The sequence below is a fragment of the Synechococcus sp. R5-12 genome (assembly GCF_047502655.1).
GTDB lineage: Bacteria > Cyanobacteriota > Cyanobacteriia > Thermostichales > Thermostichaceae > Thermostichus.
Map to the genome: position 1 here is coordinate 1 of NZ_JANSIM010000022.1, position 20,988 is coordinate 20,988.

The window sequence follows — 20,988 nt, forward strand, 5'->3', positions numbered from 1 at the left end:
TGGTTTTTATTACCATCTATTTCAACTGATCGCGCTAGCGGGCCAGAGGCCTTAGCAGGAAGCAACCGGTCGTTTGTTTCACCTTGACGGTGAGATAAATGACTATGCGTTGTGGAACGGTTTATTGCAATTGACCTACTCGCGACCGCTATAGCTGGCTTCCGCCCAGAGCGTGAGCTGGGGGCCTTACGGCACTCCTTCGTAAATCACATAGACTCCGGCGCGCTCAGGCCGAGAATGCCGGTGAGGACGTTAAACAAAACCTGCTGCGTGGCCTGCACCAATTGGATGCGGGCTTGGGCCAAAAGGGGATCCTCTTTCAAGAGCGGCAAAATACGGCAGTTGTCGTAAAACTTGTTGAAATCGGCGGCGATGGCTTCTGCATAGCGGATGATCTTGTGGGGAGCGCGCTCTTCGGCAGCGGCGATCAGCTCATCCGGCAAGGCCAACAAGCGCAGCAGCAGGGCCCGCTCTTCTGGCTCTTTGTAGGGCAGTTTTTGTTGCTCCGTCAAAGGGACTTTGTTGGTCAGTTCAACCTTTTCTTCTTCCTGTAGCCGCCGCAGCAGAGTGCAACAGCGGGCATGGCTGTAGTGAACATACACGACCGGGTTATCGAAAGTTTGCTTGACGGCCAAATCCAAATCGAAGTTGATGGGGCTGTCCATGCTGCTGCTAAGCAAAAACCAGCGGGCTGCATCGACCCCCACGCCAATTTCTGGATCTTCGATCAGGTCATTGAGTGAGACAAAGTTGCCGGTGCGCTTGGACATGCGCACTTCGGTTTTCTCACCGGTTTGCGGGTCGGTTTTGAACAATTTGACAAATTGTCCAATCAAGATTTCCAGCTTGACATCTGGGCTGAAGGCACCCACCGCCGCCTTTAAGCGGCCTATATAGCCATGGTGATCCGAGCCAAGAATGTTGATCAGCCGGTGATATCCCCGCTGCACTTTATCCCGGTGGTAGGCAATATCGGCGGCTAGATAAGTGAACGAACCATCGGCCTTTTGCACCACCCGATCCTTGTCGTCGCCAAATTCTTGGGTTTTGAAATAGACGGCCTCTTCGGCCCCTGGCTTGGGATCCTCACCCCGCGGCGCTTTGGCCCTGTAGAGAAAGCCGCGCTCTTGCAGCTCCTGCAAAGCTTGCTGGATGGCGCTCAGGCCTGTCTGGGGATCGGGGGTGTGCAGGCGGCGCTCGCTAAACCAGTGATCAAACTCGGTGCGTAGTTGTTGCAGGGTCTGCTTTTGCCAGGCCAGCATTTCCCCATAGGCAAAATCGGTGTACTCCTCTAGGGTGGTGGGCAGAGGGCGGATCCCGGCTTTCACCTGCTCCAAGAGACGTTGGGCCATCTCGATCAAGTAGGTGCCGTGATAGGCATCTTCCGGCAAAGCGATGTCTTCCCCCTGCAGTTGCCGCACCCGCACCTCGAGGGACTGGCCCAGGAGCCGCATTTGGTTGCCGGCATCGTTGATGTAAAACTCCCGCTCCACCTGGTGGCCCGTCCAGTGCAGCAAGTTGGCCAACGTAGAGCCAACGGCAGCCCAGCGCCCATGGCCGACGTGCAAAGGCCCCGTCGGGTTGGCGGAGACAAACTCCAGCAGAATGCGCTCAGGATGGGGAATGGCTGTTTTGCCGAAGTTTTCTCCCAGATGCAGCAGCTCTTGCAAGCGCTTGGCCAAAAAGGGATCCCCCAGCCGGAAGTTGAGATACCCTCCTCCCGCCACCTGAGTTTCGATGTCCGGCAGATCCAAGTGTTTTTGCAGGGTTTGGGCGATCTGGGCCGGTGCTAGGCGGCAGAGCTTGGCCATGCCCAGGGGGGTGGGACAGGCGTAATCGCCGTAGCGAGGGTCATTGGGGATCTGGATCACGGGGGCAATGGCTGCGGCTTGTGGGGGAGCCAGGGATCCCAGTTGCCCCGCCTCTGAGGCCCGTCGAATGCTCTCGGCTACGGCGGCGGTGAGAAACCGAATCAGCGAGGTGGATACGGGTTGAGTGGCCATGGCTGTTCGTGTCGGCAGACGTCGAGAGAGGTTCCAGGGATGCCTGGGGCAGTAAAAGCATCATCATATCGACAGCCAACCGGCTCTGACAAAATCTGACAAAAGAATAGATGCTCCTCCAGCCAAACTTTGCTTTTGCTCGCCTGCTTTGCGAAGATGGCTCTGACAAATTGACGGGACAGAGCTTTAGGCCAAGCTTTTGGGTACAAAGTATCACCGAATACAAAAGTTTAACTCTGCTTTGCTAGGTTGTTTGGCGGTAATGCTCGCCTTCCCGCTTGCGGATTTCTGCTGAGACAGCTGCTGTGGAGTTTACTAGTATGTCCATCCGGAAATCGTCGCGTCGTCAATTCCTTCAATCTGCTGCTGCGGCTGCCTCTTGGGTTGCCGTTGGAGGGCTAAAGGCGAGGGCTCAGAGCCGCGGGCCGCTTCTGGTTTCCCAGGGACTGACGCCCCTGAAGTTTACCCTCTCTTGGTTGCCCTCTTCGATGGATACCCCCCTTGTAACGGCGATCTTGAAGGGCTACTTCGCCGAAGAGGGGCTGGAGGTCACCTACGAGCGCGGCTATGGCTCCGCCGATTCCATCACCAAGATTGCCGCTGGCCAGTACGACCTGGGGGAAGGGGATCCCTACTCCATGATCGAGTTCAATGCCAAAAATCCGGACGTGCCCTTGGTAGCGATCTATGTCCACTTCAATCGCTCTCCCTTTGGCATCTACACCTTGAAAGATAAGGGCATTGGGGAGCCGGCCCAACTGGCGGGCAAGAAGCTAGGAGCACCGGCAGGGGATGCGCCGCGTCGGCTCTGGCCGGTCTTTGCCAAGCAAGTCGGCATCGATCCGGGGTCGGTGGAGTGGCTGACCATGGAGCCACAGTTGCGCGAACCTTTCCTCATCCAAGGTCGGGTGGATGCCATCAGCGGCTTTATGACCTCGGCCATGCCCAATCTGGTGCGGGGCGGGGTCAGCTTGGAGGACATCACGGCTTTCCTTTACAACGACTATGGCCTTGAGCTGTACGGCAATGCGCTCATCACTCGTGTGCAATTGCTGCAGGAAAAACCGGAGCAGCTCAAAGCTTTTTTGCGGGCGTATGTTAAGGGTTGGCAAGACACCATCCGCGACACCGATGGCAACATGTTGGCCCTTCTGGACAAAGCCAAAGCCGAGGGGCAGGTGCTGGATATGGCAACTGAGAAATTGCGCCTCGCCCTGGCCATGCCGCGCCTGTTTGTTACCGATGAGGTGCGAGAAATTGGCTTGGGGGATGTGGTGCCCGCGCGTATGGAAACCTCAATTGCTCAGGTGGTGGATGGCTTTGGCTTGTCTAGCAAGCCCCCTTTGAAGAAAGTGTTTGACAACAGCCTGCTTCCCCCAAAATCCGAGCGGATGATCGGCTGATCTGGATGATCCGGTACCAACTTTGAGGCCTCTGTCTGTTGACTTTTGCAGACAGCTAGCCCTTCCTGCCAGCTGGTCAACTTTTCTCGATGACCGGTGAGAGACGTAGCTCAAAGGCCTACGGCCCGCTGTCGCGATTGGCTCTGTCATCCAAGCGAGATATTCCCAAAGCTTGTCCTGTTCACAGGAGGGAGCCCAAATTTCTCTTGAGGGGAGAACCGCAAGCGACCCAGAGCAGTGAGGAAATATCTCAAACTTTGTTTAAGGTTACTTAAACTTGGGAAACCAATGTGCTGGGAAAGGCAGCTTATGAGGGCTTAATGCCGGGGTGGCTTTTCCGATCCCGAAAAAAAGCTGAATAAGTGTGTGGCGCCCAGGGATCCCTTTTAACCTGGAGGGGATCACTAGGGAGTTTAGGCCCTTGGAAACTTTTGTTCTGATTAAGCAAGTTCCTGATCAAAATGCCAAGGCCGGCATCAACAGTGACGGCACGATCGATCGCGCCAAGGCCAAGCGGATGTTAAACCCTTTTGATCGCTATGCACTGGAAGCAGCTCTGCAAACCAAACGGCAACACGGGGCGAGAGTAACGGCAATTACAATGGGGCCACCCCCGGCCATTGAGGTGCTCTACGAGGCCATTGCCCACGGGGTGGATCGGGGTATTTTGATGACCGACCGCCGCTTGGCCGCTTCCGATACCCTAGCCACTGCCTATACTCTGGCCCAGACGGTTCGCTATGCTGGCCGGCCTGATGTGATCTTCTGCGGGCTCCAGACCACCGACGGCGATACGGCCCAGGTGGGGCCACAACTGGCGGAGCGATTGGGGATCCCTCAGGTCACCTATTGCGAAGCCTTCGAGATTCGGGATGGGATCCTGGTGGCGCGGCGGGCCATCGAAGGGGGATCCCAAATCGTAATGGTGCCCCTGCCGGTTTTGATTACGGTGGCCAATTCCGCTCGGCGTTTGGCCTACCCCACTCTACGGGGTGTGCAGCGGGTGCAGCGGCTAATGCGGGATGAAATGGCACGGGCCGAGGCAATCCAGATCCTCAACTTGGACGATGTGGGGGCAGACCCGGAGCGCTGCGGTCTCAAGGGATCCCCAACCATCGTGGCTGCCACCGAAAAAGTGGGGGAAATTGGCGGCAACTGTCAGGTCTTTCAGGGACAATCCGTCCCCCAACTGGTCAACCAACTGACCCAGGCCGTTGACCTCTCCCGCTACGCCGCAACCTCCTAGATCTTTACATCTTGCGTCCCACCGGCCCCCCATCGCCCCTCAATCATCACTGTCTGATCATCGACCCCAGGCCAGCTGGCTGCGGTGAAAAGTTGACCCAGAAGGACTCTGCTGACATCGTCGCAACCCCAACCCGATTCAATCCCGATCTCAACCTAGGAGTCACAGTTTTATGGATCGCAAGCGGATAGTGGTCTTCGCCGAGCAGGTGAACGGGGAACTGCAGCCCATTGGCTTAGAGTTGTTGGGGGCCGGGCGGCGGCTGGCCGATAAGCTGGGAGCCACCTTGAGCGCTCTTGTGCTTGGATACAACATTGCCCACTTGCCCCCAATTCTGATCGGCCACGGGGCAGATCAAGTCTTCATCGCCGATCACCCCGAGTTGGCCGAATACCGCACCTTGCCCTACCGCCGGGTGATCACGGACTTGATCAAAAGCTGGCCCCAACCACCCCACACCATCCTGCTGGGATCCACCACCACCGGGCGAGATCTGGCCCCTCGCTTGGCCGCCCACCTGGAGACCGGCCTGACGGCAGACTGCACCGAGCTGGACATTGGCCCCTTCGAGTACACCAACAGCAAAGATCCCAGCAAGTCTGGCCTCTTCCCCGACTGCCTCTACGCCATCCGGCCCAGCTTTGGCGAATCTCTCAAGGCCCGCATCCTCGGCCCGTGGAAAAACCCCCAAATGGCCACGGTGCGCCCAGGGGTGATGGTGCCTCTGCCCTGGGATGGATCCCGCCAGGGGGACGTGATCCCGGTGCCGGTCAACTTGGATCCCGGCGATCTGCGCCTGCAGATTGTGGAAACGGTGCGCAACCTGTCCCAGGCGGTGGATCTCACCCGCGCCAAGGTGATCGTTTCCGGCGGCTACGGGCTGGGATCCCCAGAGGGATTTGAGCTGTTGAAGGAGTTGGCCGCTTGTTTCCCCAACAGCGCCGTCGGCTCCTCCCGCAAGGCCGTGGATTCTGGGTGGATCCCCTATGCCCACCAGGTGGGCCAAACCGGCAAGACCGTCCGCCCCCAGCTCTACATCGCCTGCGGCATTTCTGGGGCCATTCAACATCGCGTGGGCATGGACAAATCCCAGACGATCATTGCCATCAACAAAGACAGCGCCGCTCCTATCTTCAAATTTGCCCACTACGGCATTGTCGGGGATCTCTACCAGGTGGTGCCGGAGCTGATCCGGCAACTGCGACAGAGACAGGAGGAGCTCCGAGAAGGCGCCGAGGGCCAGCCTTTCCAGAGCCTCGGCGAGCGGATCCCAATTTTGCAGAGTCGATGAGAGATGGTTGGCAAAAACGCTCTCAGTGCAGGGCCATTGTCAGCAGCCCCTGCTGCCCCAGCAACACCTCCCGCAACAGGGTAACCAGGCCCACCCAAACCACAGGGGCCATGTCCACACCTCCCAGAGGCGGGATCAGGCGACGGGTCGGGCGCAACAGAAACTCCGTCAGGCCGACCACCAACGAGTAGGGCAACCGAGAAGTATCCAGTTGCGGATACCACGACAGAAAGATGCGCAGCACAAACAGGAGGGTGTAGAGCGCCAACAGTGGGCCAAGCACCCAAGAGGTGAGAATTGGCAGCATAGGTTACTCAAAGAACAGGTTTACTGGTGGCAGTTCTCTCCATTTTGCTCTAATTGGGAGGGTCTGCTGGAGTCCAGAGATACCTCGGGGAATGCAGGCGCTCGGCCCAAGTCAAACCCCAACTTTTTTAAACTTTAACCCTCTTCCCGAAAATGGCCTTACCGGCGGGGCAGCAACAGTTAAAGACTAGCGTCATAATAGACGTATCTTGCTGGACTGCAGGCAGGGATCCCATGCAAGGAAAACTACAAGAGATCGATATCCGCAGCATCCTTCAGCTCATCGAGCTGGGCCAGCGCACCGGTGAGCTTTTTGTAGAGGCCAGCCCCTCTGTCTACTGGTTTGTCTTCTTCCTGAATGGGCGGATTATCTACGCCTCTGAAACGGAAGGGAACATTGCCCGCCTCAGAGACTATCTGCACCGCTTCAAGCTGGAAGCCGCCCTGGAGGAAATTCAAATTCCCCACAAAGCCGCGGTCAACGCCCCCGAATACAACCGCCTCTGGTCTTTGCTGGAAAGCCACAAGCTCAACCCCAACCAGGGCAAGCAAATCCTGCTGGGCATGGTGCGGGAAGTCCTCTTCGACCTGCTCAGCCTCCACCAGGGTTCCTTCATTTTCGAGGCCGGATCCCCCCTGGCCCCCCAATTGACCACCTTCCCCGTTACCCCCCTGCTCACCGAGATCGTAGCCCAAGTGCAGGAGTGGAAAAAGCTGCACCCCTACATCCAAGCTCCCAACCAAGCTCCCACCATCGTCAACCCCCTGCCGCTCCAGCAAAACCTGCCCGCCCCCGTCTTCAAAGCCCTGAGCGAGTGGTCAGACGGCAAAACCAGCATTCGCCAGATGGGTCGCTACCTGGGTCGAGACACCCTGGCGGTGGCCAAGGCCATCTATCCCTACGTCCGCCAAGGGGCCATTCAACTGTCCGAGCCCGTCTTGATCGCGGAGCCCAAGCCCAGCCGTCCCCTCAAACCCAGCGATAAGCCCAGCCACATCCTTTGCATCGACGACTCCATGGCCATCCAAAAAACCGTAGAGTTCATCCTGCAAAACGAGGGCTACCAGGTTACCACCATCGGCAATCCTCTCAAAGCGCTGGGACAGGTGTTTCTTCTCAACCCCGACATGATTCTCTGCGATGTGGCCATGCCCAAGTTGGATGGGTATGAGCTGTGCGCCATGTTGCGCAAATCCAGCCAGTTCCGCGAAACCCCCATGATTATGCTGACCGGCAAGGATGGTTTTACCGACCGGATTAAGGCCCGCATGGCCGGAGCGAACGAATTTTTGAGCAAACCCTTTGCGGAAAAGGAGTTGTTGACCATTGTCGAATCCTACGTGGGCCCTCCCCCCAAACGGGGCGGTGGCGAATAGGCGTTGGGGTAGCCAAAATGTTGGCACAGAAGACTATAGGCGAAGTACTGGACAGAAGAGTGGCCTCACCGAAACAATAGGGGTAGCATGGCCGGCCCGGAGCCAGGGAGCCAGGTGAGGTTACAAGAGCAAACCTCAGTCAAAGCAGCCCGACGGTTGCGCGGGAGTGCAAAAGGAGCAAGACGGCGATGAGCAAAGTGCTGGTGGTGGATGACAACCGTACCTACCTGGAGACCATTTCCAGCTTGCTTTCCGAGAACGGTTTGGAAGTCTCCACAGCAACAGACGGCGTAGAGGCAATGGAGTGCATTCGCCAGCAGAAGCCTGATGTGGTGGTGCTGGATATTGTCATGCCGCGCATGAACGGCTACGAGGTATGCCGGGAAGTGAAGGGGGATGAAAGTACCAAACACATTCGCATCGTCATGTGTTCCACCAAAGACCAGACCTTTGATATCGAGTGGGCCAGGCGCAACCAGGCGGATGCCTATGTAACCAAGCCCTTTAAGCCCCAAGAGCTCCTGGCGACCATCAAACATCAATTGCGGGAGATGAATCGGAAATGAGTCGCGTTTTGGTGGTGGAAGATAGCCAATCCCAGCGGGAGATGATCAGCAAGCTGCTGCAGGAAAACGGCTTCGAGGTGATGACTGTGGAAGACGGGGTGGAGGCCGTAGAGGCGGTGAAGCAAAACAAACCCGACCTGATCGTGCTGGACATCGTCATGCCGCGCATGAACGGCTATGAGGTGTGCCGTCTTCTCAAGGCCGACCCTCTCACCCAAAAAACGCCCATCGTCATGTGTTCTTCCAAGGGCGAAGAATTTGACCGCTACTGGGGGATCCGCCAGGGAGCGGATGCCTACATTGCCAAGCCTTTCCAGCCCCAGGAACTGGTGGGTACGATTAAGCAATTACTGAGAGGCTGAGAGCTGCCCCTTCTGCTTCCACGCCTTTCGGTAGGTCCTGAGAACGACTCTGCGTTTTAAGCAGGGAGGGGGGCGGGATCAACAGTCCACAAGACTATCCATGCGGGGGAGCATCATGCTGGGGGATCTGGATTTATTGATGGGGGATGAGACCCAAGAGTTGCGGGAGATGGAGGCTCCCGAAGGTGAGCTATTCCTAAAGTTCAAGATTGCCACCGGGGAGGAATTTGCGCTGCCAGCGGTATCGGTTGTGGAGGTGATGAGCATTGGCCCAGAGAAAATCACCCCCATGCCCAATGTGGACCCAGTTTTGCTGGGCACGCTGAATTTGCGGGGCGAGATCATCTGGGTTGCAGACCTGGGGCAATTTTTGGGGATCAGCCCGCCCCTGAACATCGACCGAGCCGAGATTCCTGTGGTGGCCGTGATGGATCAACAGGATTTGCTCATGGGCTTGGCTGTGGATTTAATTGTAGGCATGGAGTGGCTGAAGACTGAATTGGTGCGGCCTGCCCTCACGGCTCCTGAGTCCATGGCTCCTTTTTTGCGAGGGGAATGGGTGGTGCCCGGAACGGGATCGCGCTTGCCATTGCTGGATCAGTCGGCCATCCTGCGATCCAATCGTTGGGGTTGACAAGCGGCCCCCTGTGAGTTCGGCGAGAGGAAAGTGTATAGTTCCTATCAAAGATCCAAGCTGACTCCAGCCACAATGGGGAAAGTTGGACCAAATCTATCCCCTACCGATGCGTGTCGAGGCTGTTGAGGGTAAGCCCTGAGACGGCGGCAGAAAGGCCCACTCTTGCTTGACTGAATGTGGAAAAGGGGGGATAGCCTGCATCCATGGGGTTTTGAGGTGTTGGGGGCGTTCCGTTTGCATCTGTGTTGACGCGTGAACAGAGGTAGGCAAGCAGTGAAGGGAGGATCCATGGTTCCGAGCGCGAACAGTCAGAGAGACTACACCGATGCGATGGCCGCCTTTTGGCAGGGAGACTACGTCCGGGCAGTGCGGTTGTTCAACCAAGTGGCCGCTGCTGAACCGCAAGATACTGCTGTCAAGCTGCTGCTGGCTTTGGCACAAAAACAAGCTGGGCAGTTGTTGGAAGCTCGCCAAACCTACAACACCATTTTACAAACAGCCAGTGATCCCGATGAGCTGGAGTCGGCCCGGAAGGGTCTAGAAGAGCTGTTGCAAATGGCACCGGAGCTGGCGGATCTTCCCGATTCCCCAGAAGCGGACGAGTTTCGCTCTCCAGATGAGTTTGCACCTGGGTCGGATGCCTTTTCGGAAGAGGCTTTCTCTGCTCCCGATCCCTTCTTGCAGTTCGAGGAGATGGGGGAAGAGGAGGCGGATCCCTTTGCTCAAGATCCGTTTCCGCTGGAGGCGGACAGCCTTGGCAGCGATTTCATGGGGGAAGAGAGATTCAGGGATCCCTTTGAGACCAGCCTGCAAATGCCGGGAGCTGATCCGCTGGGTTTATCTCACCCGATGCCAACCCATTCTCGGGTAACACCACCGGCCACCTCGCGACGGGTAGGCTCGGAAGAGGGCGGGCCTCAAACCGATCCGGTGGTCGAAGATGACTTTGCCTTCCTCAACGAGTTCGATCGAGAGCATCTGGAAGCCCTAGAAGGCGACTCCGACTCCATTACGCAGTTGGCCGGCGATGCCGATTTTCCCAATGAGATGGGCTTCTCCCTGCCTGGTTTTGAGGAAGAGGAAGGGGGATCCCTGGAAGAAGGCCTGCCGACCGAATTGGCTGCCCCCATGAGTGAGCCGATCCCTGCCCCCGATGAAGATACTGCCAGTCCCAGCCCTGGTCTTTTCGATCTTGACGAGCTAGACAGCTTGGATGGTGAACTTGCCGGCATGGATGGCGGCGAGCCAGTGGGGGCCTTCCACCCAAACGAGGGGGCGATTGGGGGGATGAGCCCAATGGCGGAGACCGGCAGCGGAGCGGCCCAAGTTCTGCTGCCCACGGCCTCCCTCCCTATTCCCAGTGTAGGTGAACAAGGGGCAAGAACCTCTGCTGGGATCGCCAACCGACCGATTGGGGATCGGCAATTGGCCATAGCGCTTATCCAAGGAGCGGTGAGCTTGGCTGCCGGCTTGGCGATTGGCCTTGGGATCCCGGCCAATGGGGGAGCTCGCTTGATTGCCGGGGTGATTGGAGGCGGGCTGATCGGCACAGGAGCAGGGGTTATCCTCGGGGCCAGCAGTGCCAAACAAATTCGCTCCACCGCCCAAGAGCTGGCCGGCCACTTTGCCGCCTTGGCCCAGGGGAATTATTCAGTACGAGCCACAGCCAACACCCACGATGAGCTGGGGCGCTTGGCCGACAGCTTTAACCAGATGGCGGCTGCCCTTGAAGCCAACTTCGCCGAACTGAGCCAGCGGGCTGCCGAGCAAGGGCAAGCTAAGGAAGACCTACAGCGCCAGGTGATTCGCCTGCTGGACGACGTGGAAGGGGCTGCCCGTGGAGACCTGACGGTGCGGGCAGAGGTGACTGCCGACGTGCTGGGGGCTGTGGCCGACTCCTTTAACCTGACCATTCGCAGTCTGCGAGACATTGTCAGCCAGGTGAAGCGGGCCGCCGCCGCCGTGAACGATGCCGCCTTGCAGAACGAGGACTTTGCCCGCAGCCTCTCTGCCGACGCCTTGCGCCAGGCGGAGGAGATTTCCAACTCCCTCAACTCCATTCAGGAGATGACGGACTCCATTCAAGAGGTGGCCAGCAACGCCCGCGAAGCGGCCAACGTGACTGCCCAAGCCACAGAAGCAGCCGCTCGGGGTGGAGAAGCTGTGGATCGCACGGTAAGTGGCATCCTGGAAATTCGCGAAACCGTGGCAGAAACCACCCGCAAAGTGAAGCGATTGGCGGAATCCTCGCAGGAAATTTCCAAAATTGTGGCTTTGATCTCTCAAATTGCCTCGCGCACCAACCTGCTTGCCCTCAACGCCAGCATCGAGGCGGCACGAGCCGGGGAATCGGGACGGGGCTTTGCCATCGTGGCCGATGAGGTGCGACAACTGGCCGACCGAGCTGCCAAAGCCTCGAAGGAGATCGAGCAGATCGTGTTGCAGATTCAATCGGAAACCGGCAACGTGATGACGGCTATGGAAGAAGGCACCCAACTGGTGATCGAGGGGACGCGGCGGGCCGAGCAGGCCAAGAACAGCCTGGACGAGATTATCGAGGTCAGTCGCCGGATCGACGAGTTGGTGCGGGCGATCTCTCAGGCCACCGTGCAACAAACGGAAACCTCTCGCTCTGTGGCGCAGGTGATGCAATCGGTGGAGTTGACCGCCAACGAGACCTCTAAGGAGGCGCAGAAGGTGGCAGCTTCGCTCCAACAGTTGGTGAGCATCGCCCGCGAGTTGCAAACTTCTGTCGGTCGCTTCCGGGTTGGGGATGAATGAGCAAATCTGCTGTTTTGAGGGCATTCTAGGGACAAGGATCCCCATGCAGGAGACGTTATCGATCCTTAGCAAATGCCACTGGGATCCCCCTGTTCCGACTTTTGGCCGGACTCTTCGCTCAGGCGAGCCTCAATCTGTCCGGTCTGCTATTACTGATGCATACCTGTGGGCTGTAGGAAGGGCCTCCTGCCATGAATGAAGAAGCACAAAAGCGGATCCTCAGTTATTTCATCGAAGAAGCCCGCGACCACTTGGCAACAATCGAACAAGTGCTCCTCAGCCTGCGGGACAGCATGAGCGATCCCGAGCTGATCAACGAGCTGTTTCGAGCTGCTCACTCCATCAAGGGGGGAGCTGCCATGCTTGGCCTCACCAGCATCCAACGGACGGCCCACCGCATGGAAGATTTTTTCAACATCTTTCGCTCCCGTCCAGGCGGAGTGCCTGTCGACCAGCACCTGGAAACCCTGCTGCTGCGGGCCTTTGATGGGCTTTCGATGTTGTTGGAGGAGCTGCAGAGCCCCCGCGGCCTCACCCAAGAAGTCAGCAACACCACCCTGGCGGAACTGGAGCCGGTTTTTCAAGAGACCGAAAGGCACATTCAAAATCTTCTTGGCGAGGGCACTGTTCCCAGCCTTGCTCCAACTCCCGTCTCGTCGCCGGCGGTTCGCACCCTACAGCAGGACATGGCGGAGGTGGTGCCGCAGCAGTTGCGCCAGATGCTGGAGCTGTTTAAACAACGGGATCAGGCAGATGTCCGAGAGCGCTTGGCAGCGGCGAATGCCGTTCTCAAGGAGATCGGACAAGTTCATCATCTGGCGGGCTGGCAACAGTTGACGGAAACTTTCGAGCAAGCTCTGGGCAACCCCGATGCCGACCTGCGTGCTCTGGCTTTGGTCGCCCTGCGGGATTTGAAGCAGGGACAGCAGCTCATCCTAGACGGCAAGGCCGAACAGGTTGCCCCTTCTTCAGAACTGCAACAATTGGCTCGCCCTGCCGCTCCCCCTGCCCCACCGGATCCTCTTGAGGTGGTGGTGCATCAGCAGATCCCGGCCTTGTTGCGCCAGATGCTGGAGCTGTTCAAACGTCCTGACGACCCGGCCACTCGACCGGCTCTGCAAGCTCTGGCGCAATCTTTGCAGGATTTGGGGCAATCCTCGGCTCTGGAACTGGGGGGCTGGACAGATTTGACCCGCTTGATCGGCGAGATTTTGGCGGATCCCGGCCAGGATTTGCGACAACTGGCCCTGCCGGTGCTGCGAGATCTGAAGCAAGCGCACCAAGCTCTGGCCGGCGGAGCGGCAAACACCATCCGACCCTCGGCTGAGTTGCTGGCTTTCCGCCCTGTTCCGGCAGCCCCTGAAGAGCCAGAAGTCCCTGAGCCCTTCGACCTTGGCCTTGCTTGGGGGTCTGAGGCAGAGCCGTCATTCCCAGAACCTGGGGGTGCCCCAGAGGATTGGGCTGCGGCTGCTGGGATCCCTGCGGAGGAAGGCGCTACCCCCGATCTGAGCTGGGAAGCGGTAACCCTCGCCGAGACATCCTTTCAAGAGGATGAGCCCGGAGCTGCCCTGTCGCCGGAGCAGGAGAGCGCAGAGACAAGCTGGGATCTGGTGGCAGAGCAGACCTCATCCCTTGGGGAAGCGGGCACTGCTGAGGACTCCGTCCCGCTGGCGGGAACAGATTCAGAGCACCGATCTGCTCCCGCGGAAGAGGGGGATTTGGATCTGAGTTGGCCAGGGATCCGAGCCGAAGCGGCTTGGGAGGAAGACTGGAGGACAGCTGCCGTGCCGGCAGAAAGCCCAGAAGAGGACGGGCAGGGAGCTGACTTGGCCTCTGTTGCGGACGACTTCGGTCGCGTTAGCGGAGCGGAGCTCTATGCCACTCCCTTGGATCTGGAGGAAGAAGCCACCTCAGCCTTTGACGAGCTGTTTGCCAACGCAGAAGCGCTATCCGATATTGAAGAATTCCCAACGGAGCTGATCCCCTCCTCTCCTGAGCCCCTCTTGCAGACCTTTGAGGATCTGAGCCCAAGGTTGGATGAGGAGAGAGCTGAGGCCGATCTGGCGGAGCTGTTTGCCGAAGTGGTGGGTGAAGGGGCAGAGGGGTTTGTCTCTGCTGAGCCTGCCTGGGATGCTGAACAGGAGCCGACTGCCCAGAGCGTTGCTGCGGAAATGGGCGAGGGATCCGGCTTTGTCCCAGACGAAGCCGCAAGTGCCGGGGTAGAGGCCCTATTTGAGCTGGAGGAACTTCCCGTAGAGAGTGCTTTCCGGCAGGAAGGGTCTCAGCTTCCGGACTTGGAGGCCGTTCCCGCTGGTGAGCTGGAGGCCGATCCTTGGGCGGCTGAACCGTCCCCACCCCTTCAGGAAGCCCTTGAGGACAGGGAAATCGCAGCAGATCTCTGGGCTGAATTTTCCGCGGATATCCAGCCGGAGGATTTTTCCATCCCAGCAGATCATCTGGCAGAGTCGGGATCCGACGAGGTGGGATCCTCAGAGTTCGCCGACTCTGCTGCCTTCGATACTGCCGAAGACAGCCTGGAGAGCTTTTTTTCCACCCCTGCGGCAGAAGCCGATCCGGCTTGGTCGATGCCGGAAGCAAGTGAACCTTCCGTATTTTTGGATCCCTCTTTTGGCCCATCCCTGGACATCGCTGAGGCTGATGCTGCCGAAGCTGAGCAACTGGGGGATCTCTTTATCGGCGAACCCTTCCCCACGTCGCCCGACATGGCCAATGAGCCGAGGGAATCGCCAATTCCAGACTTCGGAGCCGAGCTGAGCCTAGGGGATCTCTTCGCCGGCGAGACCCTCGAGGAGGCGTCCGATGGGGACTCCATCCCCCTGACCCAATCAGCAGCTGGGGACACAGCAGAAGCCCAGGAGTGGGCGCTTCTGGAGGATCTGTTCCCGGTCCAGGAGGAGTCTTTCGCAGACCTGCAACCCACGGCTGAGGAGGCAGTCGCCCCTTCCCCCGAGCTCTCCTTCGACCGTCTCGATGCCCTATTCACCCAGGAATCCGACCCAGAAGAACTGAGCCTGGGGGCCAGGGGATCCCTCTCGGCCATGGATAGCGACAGCCAGGTGGATCTGGATGAGTTGAGCCAGTTCTTTGCAGAAGGGGAAGCGCCCCAAGAAGAACCCCCCTTGGATCTTGCCACCTTCCTGGAGGACACAGAAGCTTTGCAAGCGAGCAGCCTGGCGGAAGTGCCCGTGTCTGAGCCAGAGCCGCCGGTTGCCGCACTGGAGGAAGAAAATGCCCTCCAGCCTGCGGAGGACGATCTGGAAAGCCAGTTGGCCAGCCTGTTTGCAGAGGATGAATCCTTAGCCGTTCCTGTTGGCGAGGCCGAGACCCCAGAGGAAGAGGCGCTGGAAGCTGCTCCGGCTCCCCGTTTGGACGATTTGGCCGCCCTCTTCGACGCTGCCGAGCCGGCGGTAACCCCTGAGCTAGAAAAGGCTATCGCCCCCCTTGTGGGATCCCCTGCAGCCGCGAGCGGCGAGGCTGCTGACGACTTTGCAGCCCAGCTGGAATCGCTCCTGGGCGATCTCGAGGTTCCTGCCCAAGCACCTGCTGCGGCGCCAGCACCTTCGCCGCCAGTTGCCGCTGCTGCTCCAGCAACCCCCACCCCAGCAGCTGCCCCGGCGGCAACTGGGCCGACTTCACGGCGAACTGCTGCCCTCAGCAACCCTGTGATGCGGGTGGAGGTGCGCCACCTCGACTCCATCAACAACCTGGTGGGAGAGTTGGTGGTCATCCGCAACACCATGGAGCAAAACCAAACCCGTCTGCGCCAGTTTCTGGATGGCCTGTTGGGCCGTGTGCAACAGCTAGGGGATCTGGGCCAGCGCATGCGGGATCAGTATGACCGCTCCTTGCTGGAATCGGCTTTGTTCTCCAGCCGCAGCAGCTCAGCCTATGGCGGCACGGTAACGGTGGGCTTCGGTCGAAATGGCGAGGGATCCACCCGAGGCAGGCGCGGCCATTCCTCCGGCCAAGAGTTCGACAAGCTGGAGATGGATCAGTTTACGGCCTTCCACGCTCTGGCCCAGGAGATCATTGAGCTCATCGTGCGGGTGCGCGAGTCCTCCTCCGACATCGAGTTTGCCGTGGATGAGGCCGAGCAGATCACCCGCCAATTCCGGCAGGTAACCACCCAACTGCAAGAGGGCCTGAACCGGGCGCGCATGGTGCCCTTCTCGCAAGTTGCCGACCGCTTGCCCCGCGCCATTCGGGATCTCTCCATCAAAACGGGCAAGCAGGCCAGCCTGGTGGTGGAAGGCCGTGACACGCTCATCGACAAGGCCATCCTGGAGGAGCTCTATGACCCCATGACCCACCTGGTGAACAACGCCCTGGTACACGGGATCGAGACCCCTGAGGAGCGGCGGCGGGCGGGCAAGCCCCCTGAGGGCAAGATCACCGTCAAGGCCTTCTATCAGGGCAACCAGACGATCATCATCGTCTCGGACGATGGCGCCGGGATCCCGGTGGAGAAGGTCAAGGCCAAGGCCCAAAGGCTGGGGCTGCTGTCGGAGCAAGCCGATGAAGACGAAGTGTTCAACGTTCTCTTCCACCCCGGCTTCAGCGTTCGCGAGGCCAGCGAGGTGGACGATCTGGCCGGGCGGGGGGTTGGCTTGGATGTGGTGCGCCGCAACATCACCGATCTGCGCGGCAGCATTCAAGTGGATTCTGCGCGGGGCAAAGGAACCACCTTTACCATCCGCCTCCCCCTCACCCTGAGCATTTCCAAGGCCATGGTGTGTGTCAGCGACAAAGCCCTGATCGCCTTCCCCCTGGATGGCGTGGAGGAGATGCTGGATGTTCCTGCCGACGAAGTTCAGCCGGATGAGCAGGGGCGGCCCTCGATTCTCTGGCGGGATCAGCGCCTTCCCTTCCAGCCCCTCTCGAATCTGCTGGCCTACAGCCGCAGCCACAGCCGCAGCCGTTCTGAGGTGTACAGCATCACCCAGGATGAGGGCATCATTCCCATTGTCATCCTGCAAAGTGCCGGTCAGTATGTTGCCCTGCAGGTGGACAGCTTTGTGGAAGAGCAGGAAATCGTGATCAAGCAACTGCGCGGGCCTGTGCCCAAGCCACTGGGCATTTCTGGGGCAACGGTGTTGGGGAACGGGCGGGTCCTGCCGATTGCCGACATCATCGAGCTGGTGGACATAGCCCACGGTCGCCGTCGGGATCTCAACCGCTTCTGGCTGGATCACCGGGATGAGGAGCCAACCCCAGAAGAGGTGCGCCAGACCACCGTGTTGATCGTGGACGACTCGATCACCGTTCGGGAGCTGCTCTCGATGTCTTTCCAGAAGGTGGGCTACCGGGTGGAACAGGCGCGGGATGGCCAGGATGCCTGGGAAAAGCTGCGCGGCGGCCTGCCCTGCGACCTCATCTTCTGCGACATCGAGATGCCGCGGATGGACGGCCTAGAACTGCTCACCCGCCTGCGGGAAGACAGCAACTTCAAGCATCTCCCGGTTGCCATGCTCACCTCGCGGGGGGCAGAACGGCACCGGCAAACAGCACGGGAGCTGGGAGCAACTGCCTACTTCACCAAGCCCTATCTGGAAGAGGAGCTGCTCAGCGCTGCTGCCCGCATGTTGAGAGGGGAACAGTTGTTGGCGGCCAACCCAACTTCCTAATCACAACAGTAGTGCAGTTCTGGACGGGGTGCTGTAGGCATGGCACTCTTGTATCAGCGGGTGCCGAACAGGCGATCCCCTGCATCTCCTAGGCCGGGGAGGATGTAGCCGTGCTCGTCTAGGCCATCGTCTACAGCAGCGGTATAGATTGGCACATCTGGGTTCTGTTCGTGGAAATACCGGATCCCTTCTGGGGCGGCCACCAGGCAGATGAAGCGGATCGACTGGGGTCGGGTTTGGCGTAGGCGCGCTACAGCCGCTGCTGCCGAATGGCCGGTGGCCAACATTGGATCCACCACCAGCACCTCACGATCTTCGATATCGGTGGGCACCTTGAAGTAGTACTCGATGGGGATCAGGGTATGGGGATCCCGATACAAGCCGATATGCCCCACCCGTGCTGATGGGATCAGCTCCAGCATGCCGTCGAGGAGCCCTTGGCCGGCCCGCAGGATGGAGACAAGCACCAACTTTTTCTCTGCCGCCAACATCGGCGCCAACATTGGGGCCATCGGGGTTTGAATGGGCTGTAGCTTGAGGGGCAGATCGCGGGTCACCTCGTAGGCCATCAAGAGGCTGATCTCCCGCATCAGCGCTCGGAAGTCGGCGGTTGTAGTTTCAACACGGCGCATGAGGCTGAGCTTGTGCTGCACCAGAGGGTGATCGATGGTAATCACCTGGGCCACCATGCTGTGCTCCTGAGATAATCGGGATCCCGTGATGGATGTCAGAATAGCAGAAGCGCTTGCCCCCCCGGTGGGCCGAAGGCTTTGTCTGCTTGCTGTTGTCAAGGGGAGTAATCCGTGCAGATCCGCTTTGCTGTGGTGAGCGATCCCCACGTCACCCTCCCTTCCACCCTTTGGGATCACCCCAGCCGATTTCACCTGGTAGAGGTGAGCATCCCGGCTCTGGAACAGGTTTTGCAGCATCTGGTGCAGTTGCCTCTGGATTTTCTGCTGTTGCCGGGGGATCTGACCCAGCATGGGGAGCCGGAAAACCATGCATGGCTGGCAGAGCGGCTGGCTCGACTGCCCTTTCCGGCTTTTGTGGTGCCCGGCAACCACGATGTGCCCCAGCCCGAGGCCAGCGGGCGCTCTATTGGTTTGGCGGATTTTCCCCGCTACTACCGAGCTTTTGGCTACGAGGATGGGCAGTCTTTGGATTACAGCCGGGTTCTGCGGCCAGGGATCCGTTTGATCGGCCTCAATTCCAACCATTTTGATGCTCAGGGTCAATTGGTGGGGTGTCTAACCCCAGAACAACTGACCTGGCTGGAGAAAGAATTGGCGGCAGCCGAGGAAGAGCTGGTGCTGCTGATGGTGCACCATAATGTGGTCGAGCATCTGCGCGGCCAGTCTCTCCATCCCTGGGGGCGTCGCTACATGCTGGAGAATGCCTCTCAGTTGCGGCGGCTGCTGCAAGCTTATGGGGTGCAACTGGTGTTCACCGGACATCTGCACATCCAGCACATCGCCCGACGAGGGGGGGTTTACGACATTACCACCGGCTCTTTGGTCAGCTTTCCCCACCCCTACCGCCTTGTCGAGATCCGGTCGGATCGAGAGACCGGAATCCAAGTCCATATCCAGAGCTACCGGGTGGGATCCCTGCCCGATTGGCCCGATTTGCAAGCGTTCTCCCGGGAGTGGATGGCCCAGCGCAGCGAACCAGCGGTGGTTAAGTTTTTAACCTCCGCACCGCTGAATTTGCCTTTGGAACAGGCACAAGCCTTGGCCCCACAATTGCGCTACTTTTGGGCAGCGGTGGCTGCCGGGGATCCAGACCTCACTTTCCCCGACTTTCCCCAGCCAGCAGGCCGATTTCTGGAGCGTTTCAGCCGTTGTTTTCGCTGCCCGCCTGATAACCAGGCCCAGTTTCGTTTGATTTCGATTTTCTCTTTTCCAGCTTCTAAGGATCCCCCCGAAGGGGGAACAATCACAGAGAGAATTTTGAAGCCGTTAGGACTTATTGGAAAGGTTTCCAATTTCTAGGGATCCCCCCGAAGGGGGAACAAAGGTGCGCAAGAACTCTCTGAGGTGGATAACACGTTTCCAATTTCTAGGGATCCCCCCGAAGGGGGAACACTGGCTTTGCGGCATTGATCCTGTCAATCCAGGGCTGGACCGTTTCCAATTTCTAGGGATCCCCCCGAAGGGGGAACCCGTCAAAGGCCAAATCTTCCGGGACGCTATTGAGAAGTTTCCAATTTCTAGGGATCCCCCCGAAGGGGGAACCTGACGGCAAGTGGGGCCCAGTAACCTCGCGGGCTACCGAGAGTTTCCAATTTCTAGGGATCCCCCCGAAGGGGGAACAAGCCAAGGGCTTGCCGACTAGGCCGGTTCGGGAGCTGACTAAGTTTCCAATTTCTAGGGATCCCCCCGAAGGGGGAACACCCTTCTGCGTAAGCTGGTCGGATGTTTCGGCTGGTTAGTTGGCGTTTCCAATTTCTAGGGATCCCCCCGAAGGGGGAACTACACAAGAACCCGCAGGGGTTGGGTACTTGTAGAAAAGGGTTTCCAATTTCTAGGGATCCCCCCGAAGGGGGAACGTACTCTATCACGATGTCGCCCCAGACCTCGGCTGCAAGTTTCCAATTTCTAGGGATCCCCCCGAAGGGGGAACAGGGAGGTACAAAATGACTGTGGTGAAATATACGAAGTTTCCAATTTCTAGGGATCCCCCCGAAGGGGGAACACCAATACATTCCAGGGTTTAAGGCAAAAGTTCAGTGCTAGTTTCCAATTTCTAGGGATCCCCCCGAAGGGGGAACAAGACAGGTTTAAGAGACCAATATCCAGACGTTCTAACGAAGTTTCCAATTTCTAGGGATCCCCCCGAAGGGGGAACTCTGCTTCACTAGGCAGAACACGATTTCTTCTTCGAGTTTCCAATTTCTAGGGATCCCCCCGAAGGGGGAACCTGCTTCCTAAGCCCGTAAGGCCTGTTCAAGGTCCCAAGGGTGTTTCCAATTTCTAGGGATCCCCCCGAAGGGGGAACTAGACTCGATCACCTACCCCACCCACGGGGATTTGCACATGGTTTCCAATTTCTAGGGATCCCCCCGAAGGGGGAACATCCAATGTTATTGCGGAGACCCCGCATGCTATATGTTTCCAATTTCTAGGGATCCCCCCGAAGGGGGAACCGCTTCGCTCCCTGCTTCGCCCCCAGCTCACTGAAAAGTTTCCAATTTCTAGGGATCCCCCCGAAGGGGGAACTGCTTTGGGAGGCGGGAACTATTTTCGGATACCTAAAGTTTCCAATTTCTAGGGATCCCCCCGAAGGGGGAACGCGATTAGCCACCGGTTGTAGTCGTGGAAGATGTATAGTTTCCAATTTCTAGGGATCCCCCCGAAGGGGGAACACCCAGG

Annotated in this window: 12 protein-coding genes, 1 pseudogene and 1 CRISPR repeat array; of the genes and pseudogenes, 10 read left to right on the forward strand and 3 right to left on the reverse strand. The window is 58.7% G+C overall.

Annotated features, from left to right (window positions below):
• Positions 1–206: 206 nt before the first annotated feature.
• Positions 207–2,003 (reverse strand): arginine--tRNA ligase, encoded by a 1,797-nt coding sequence (gene argS / locus NW843_RS01805; protein WP_414521942.1) that lies wholly within the window; start codon positions 2,001–2,003, stop codon positions 207–209.
• A 320-nt stretch (positions 2,004–2,323) separates the two neighbouring features.
• On the opposite strand from argS, the gene NW843_RS01810 reads away from it, so the two are divergent.
• The 3 genes from NW843_RS01810 (at position 2,324) to NW843_RS01820 (ending at position 5,943) form a co-directional block, all read left to right on the forward strand.
• Entirely contained in the window at positions 2,324–3,406 is a 1,083-nt protein-coding gene (locus NW843_RS01810) for an ABC transporter substrate-binding protein (protein WP_414521943.1), read from the forward strand.
• Positions 3,407–3,827: 421 nt separating this feature from the next.
• Positions 3,828–4,652: an electron transfer flavoprotein subunit beta/FixA family protein gene (locus tag NW843_RS01815; RefSeq protein ID WP_011433536.1), complete on the forward strand. Its 825-nt coding sequence runs from the start codon at positions 3,828–3,830 to the stop codon at positions 4,650–4,652.
• 172 nt (positions 4,653–4,824) lie between these two features.
• Positions 4,825–5,943: an electron transfer flavoprotein subunit alpha/FixB family protein gene (locus NW843_RS01820; RefSeq protein WP_414350114.1), complete on the forward strand. Its 1,119-nt coding sequence runs from the start codon at positions 4,825–4,827 to the stop codon at positions 5,941–5,943.
• A 22-nt stretch (positions 5,944–5,965) separates the two neighbouring features.
• On the opposite strand, the gene NW843_RS01825 is transcribed toward NW843_RS01820, so the two are convergent.
• Positions 5,966–6,250 carry a YggT family protein gene (locus NW843_RS01825; protein ID WP_011433534.1) on the reverse strand — a complete coding sequence of 95 codons (285 nt, stop codon included), beginning with the start codon at positions 6,248–6,250 and terminating at the stop codon, positions 5,966–5,968.
• A 233-nt stretch (positions 6,251–6,483) separates the two neighbouring features.
• Between NW843_RS01825 and NW843_RS01830 the strand changes: the two genes are divergently transcribed.
• From NW843_RS01830 to NW843_RS01855, 6 genes are all read left to right on the forward strand, one after another.
• On the forward strand, positions 6,484–7,626 hold the full coding sequence (locus NW843_RS01830) for a response regulator (protein ID WP_414350115.1): 1,143 nt from the start codon (positions 6,484–6,486) through the stop codon (positions 7,624–7,626).
• A gap of 188 nt (positions 7,627–7,814) precedes the next feature.
• Positions 7,815–8,192, forward strand: a complete 378-nt coding sequence (locus tag NW843_RS01835; RefSeq protein WP_414328794.1) for a response regulator — start codon at positions 7,815–7,817, stop codon at positions 8,190–8,192.
• Complete coding sequence (locus NW843_RS01840; protein ID WP_011433531.1) at positions 8,189–8,554, forward strand: response regulator transcription factor; 366 nt, start codon at positions 8,189–8,191, stop codon at positions 8,552–8,554. Before NW843_RS01835 ends, NW843_RS01840 begins: the two co-directional genes overlap by 4 nt.
• 115 nt (positions 8,555–8,669) lie before the next feature.
• Positions 8,670–9,188 carry a CheW domain-containing protein gene (locus NW843_RS01845; protein WP_414328792.1) on the forward strand — a complete coding sequence of 173 codons (519 nt, stop codon included), beginning with the start codon at positions 8,670–8,672 and terminating at the stop codon, positions 9,186–9,188.
• A 291-nt stretch (positions 9,189–9,479) separates the two neighbouring features.
• Complete coding sequence (locus NW843_RS01850; protein WP_414521944.1) at positions 9,480–11,972, forward strand: methyl-accepting chemotaxis protein; 2,493 nt, start codon at positions 9,480–9,482, stop codon at positions 11,970–11,972.
• A gap of 191 nt (positions 11,973–12,163) precedes the next feature.
• Positions 12,164–17,617: a response regulator gene (locus tag NW843_RS01855; RefSeq protein WP_414521945.1), complete on the forward strand. Its 5,454-nt coding sequence runs from the start codon at positions 12,164–12,166 to the stop codon at positions 17,615–17,617.
• A gap of 53 nt (positions 17,618–17,670) precedes the next feature.
• Here NW843_RS01855 and upp read toward each other — a convergent pair whose 3' ends face one another.
• Entirely contained in the window at positions 17,671–18,303 is a 633-nt protein-coding gene (gene upp / locus NW843_RS01860) for a uracil phosphoribosyltransferase (protein WP_414521946.1), read from the reverse strand.
• A 138-nt stretch (positions 18,304–18,441) separates the two neighbouring features.
• On the opposite strand from upp, the pseudogene NW843_RS01865 reads away from it, so the two are divergent.
• Positions 18,442–19,074: pseudogene (locus NW843_RS01865) on the forward strand (metallophosphoesterase family protein); the annotation flags it as partial.
• 440 nt (positions 19,075–19,514) lie between these two features.
• Positions 19,515–20,981: a CRISPR direct-repeat array (repeat unit 36 nt; unit sequence GTTTCCAATTTCTAGGGATCCCCCCGAAGGGGGAAC).
• Positions 20,982–20,988: the final 7 nt, after the last annotated feature.

Coding starts and splice junctions, on each gene's coding strand:
- argS (WP_414521942.1), bottom strand. CDS start 2,003: ATGGCCACTCAACCCGTATCCACCTCGCTGATTCGGTTTCTCACCGCC.
- NW843_RS01810 (WP_414521943.1), top strand. CDS start 2,324: ATGTCCATCCGGAAATCGTCGCGTCGTCAATTCCTTCAATCTGCTGCT.
- NW843_RS01820 (WP_414350114.1), top strand. CDS start 4,825: ATGGATCGCAAGCGGATAGTGGTCTTCGCCGAGCAGGTGAACGGGGAA.
- NW843_RS01825 (WP_011433534.1), bottom strand. CDS start 6,250: ATGCTGCCAATTCTCACCTCTTGGGTGCTTGGCCCACTGTTGGCGCTC.
- NW843_RS01830 (WP_414350115.1), top strand. CDS start 6,484: ATGCAAGGAAAACTACAAGAGATCGATATCCGCAGCATCCTTCAGCTC.
- NW843_RS01835 (WP_414328794.1), top strand. CDS start 7,815: ATGAGCAAAGTGCTGGTGGTGGATGACAACCGTACCTACCTGGAGACC.
- NW843_RS01840 (WP_011433531.1), top strand. CDS start 8,189: ATGAGTCGCGTTTTGGTGGTGGAAGATAGCCAATCCCAGCGGGAGATG.
- NW843_RS01845 (WP_414328792.1), top strand. CDS start 8,670: ATGCTGGGGGATCTGGATTTATTGATGGGGGATGAGACCCAAGAGTTG.
- NW843_RS01850 (WP_414521944.1), top strand. CDS start 9,480: ATGGTTCCGAGCGCGAACAGTCAGAGAGACTACACCGATGCGATGGCC.
- NW843_RS01855 (WP_414521945.1), top strand. CDS start 12,164: ATGAATGAAGAAGCACAAAAGCGGATCCTCAGTTATTTCATCGAAGAA.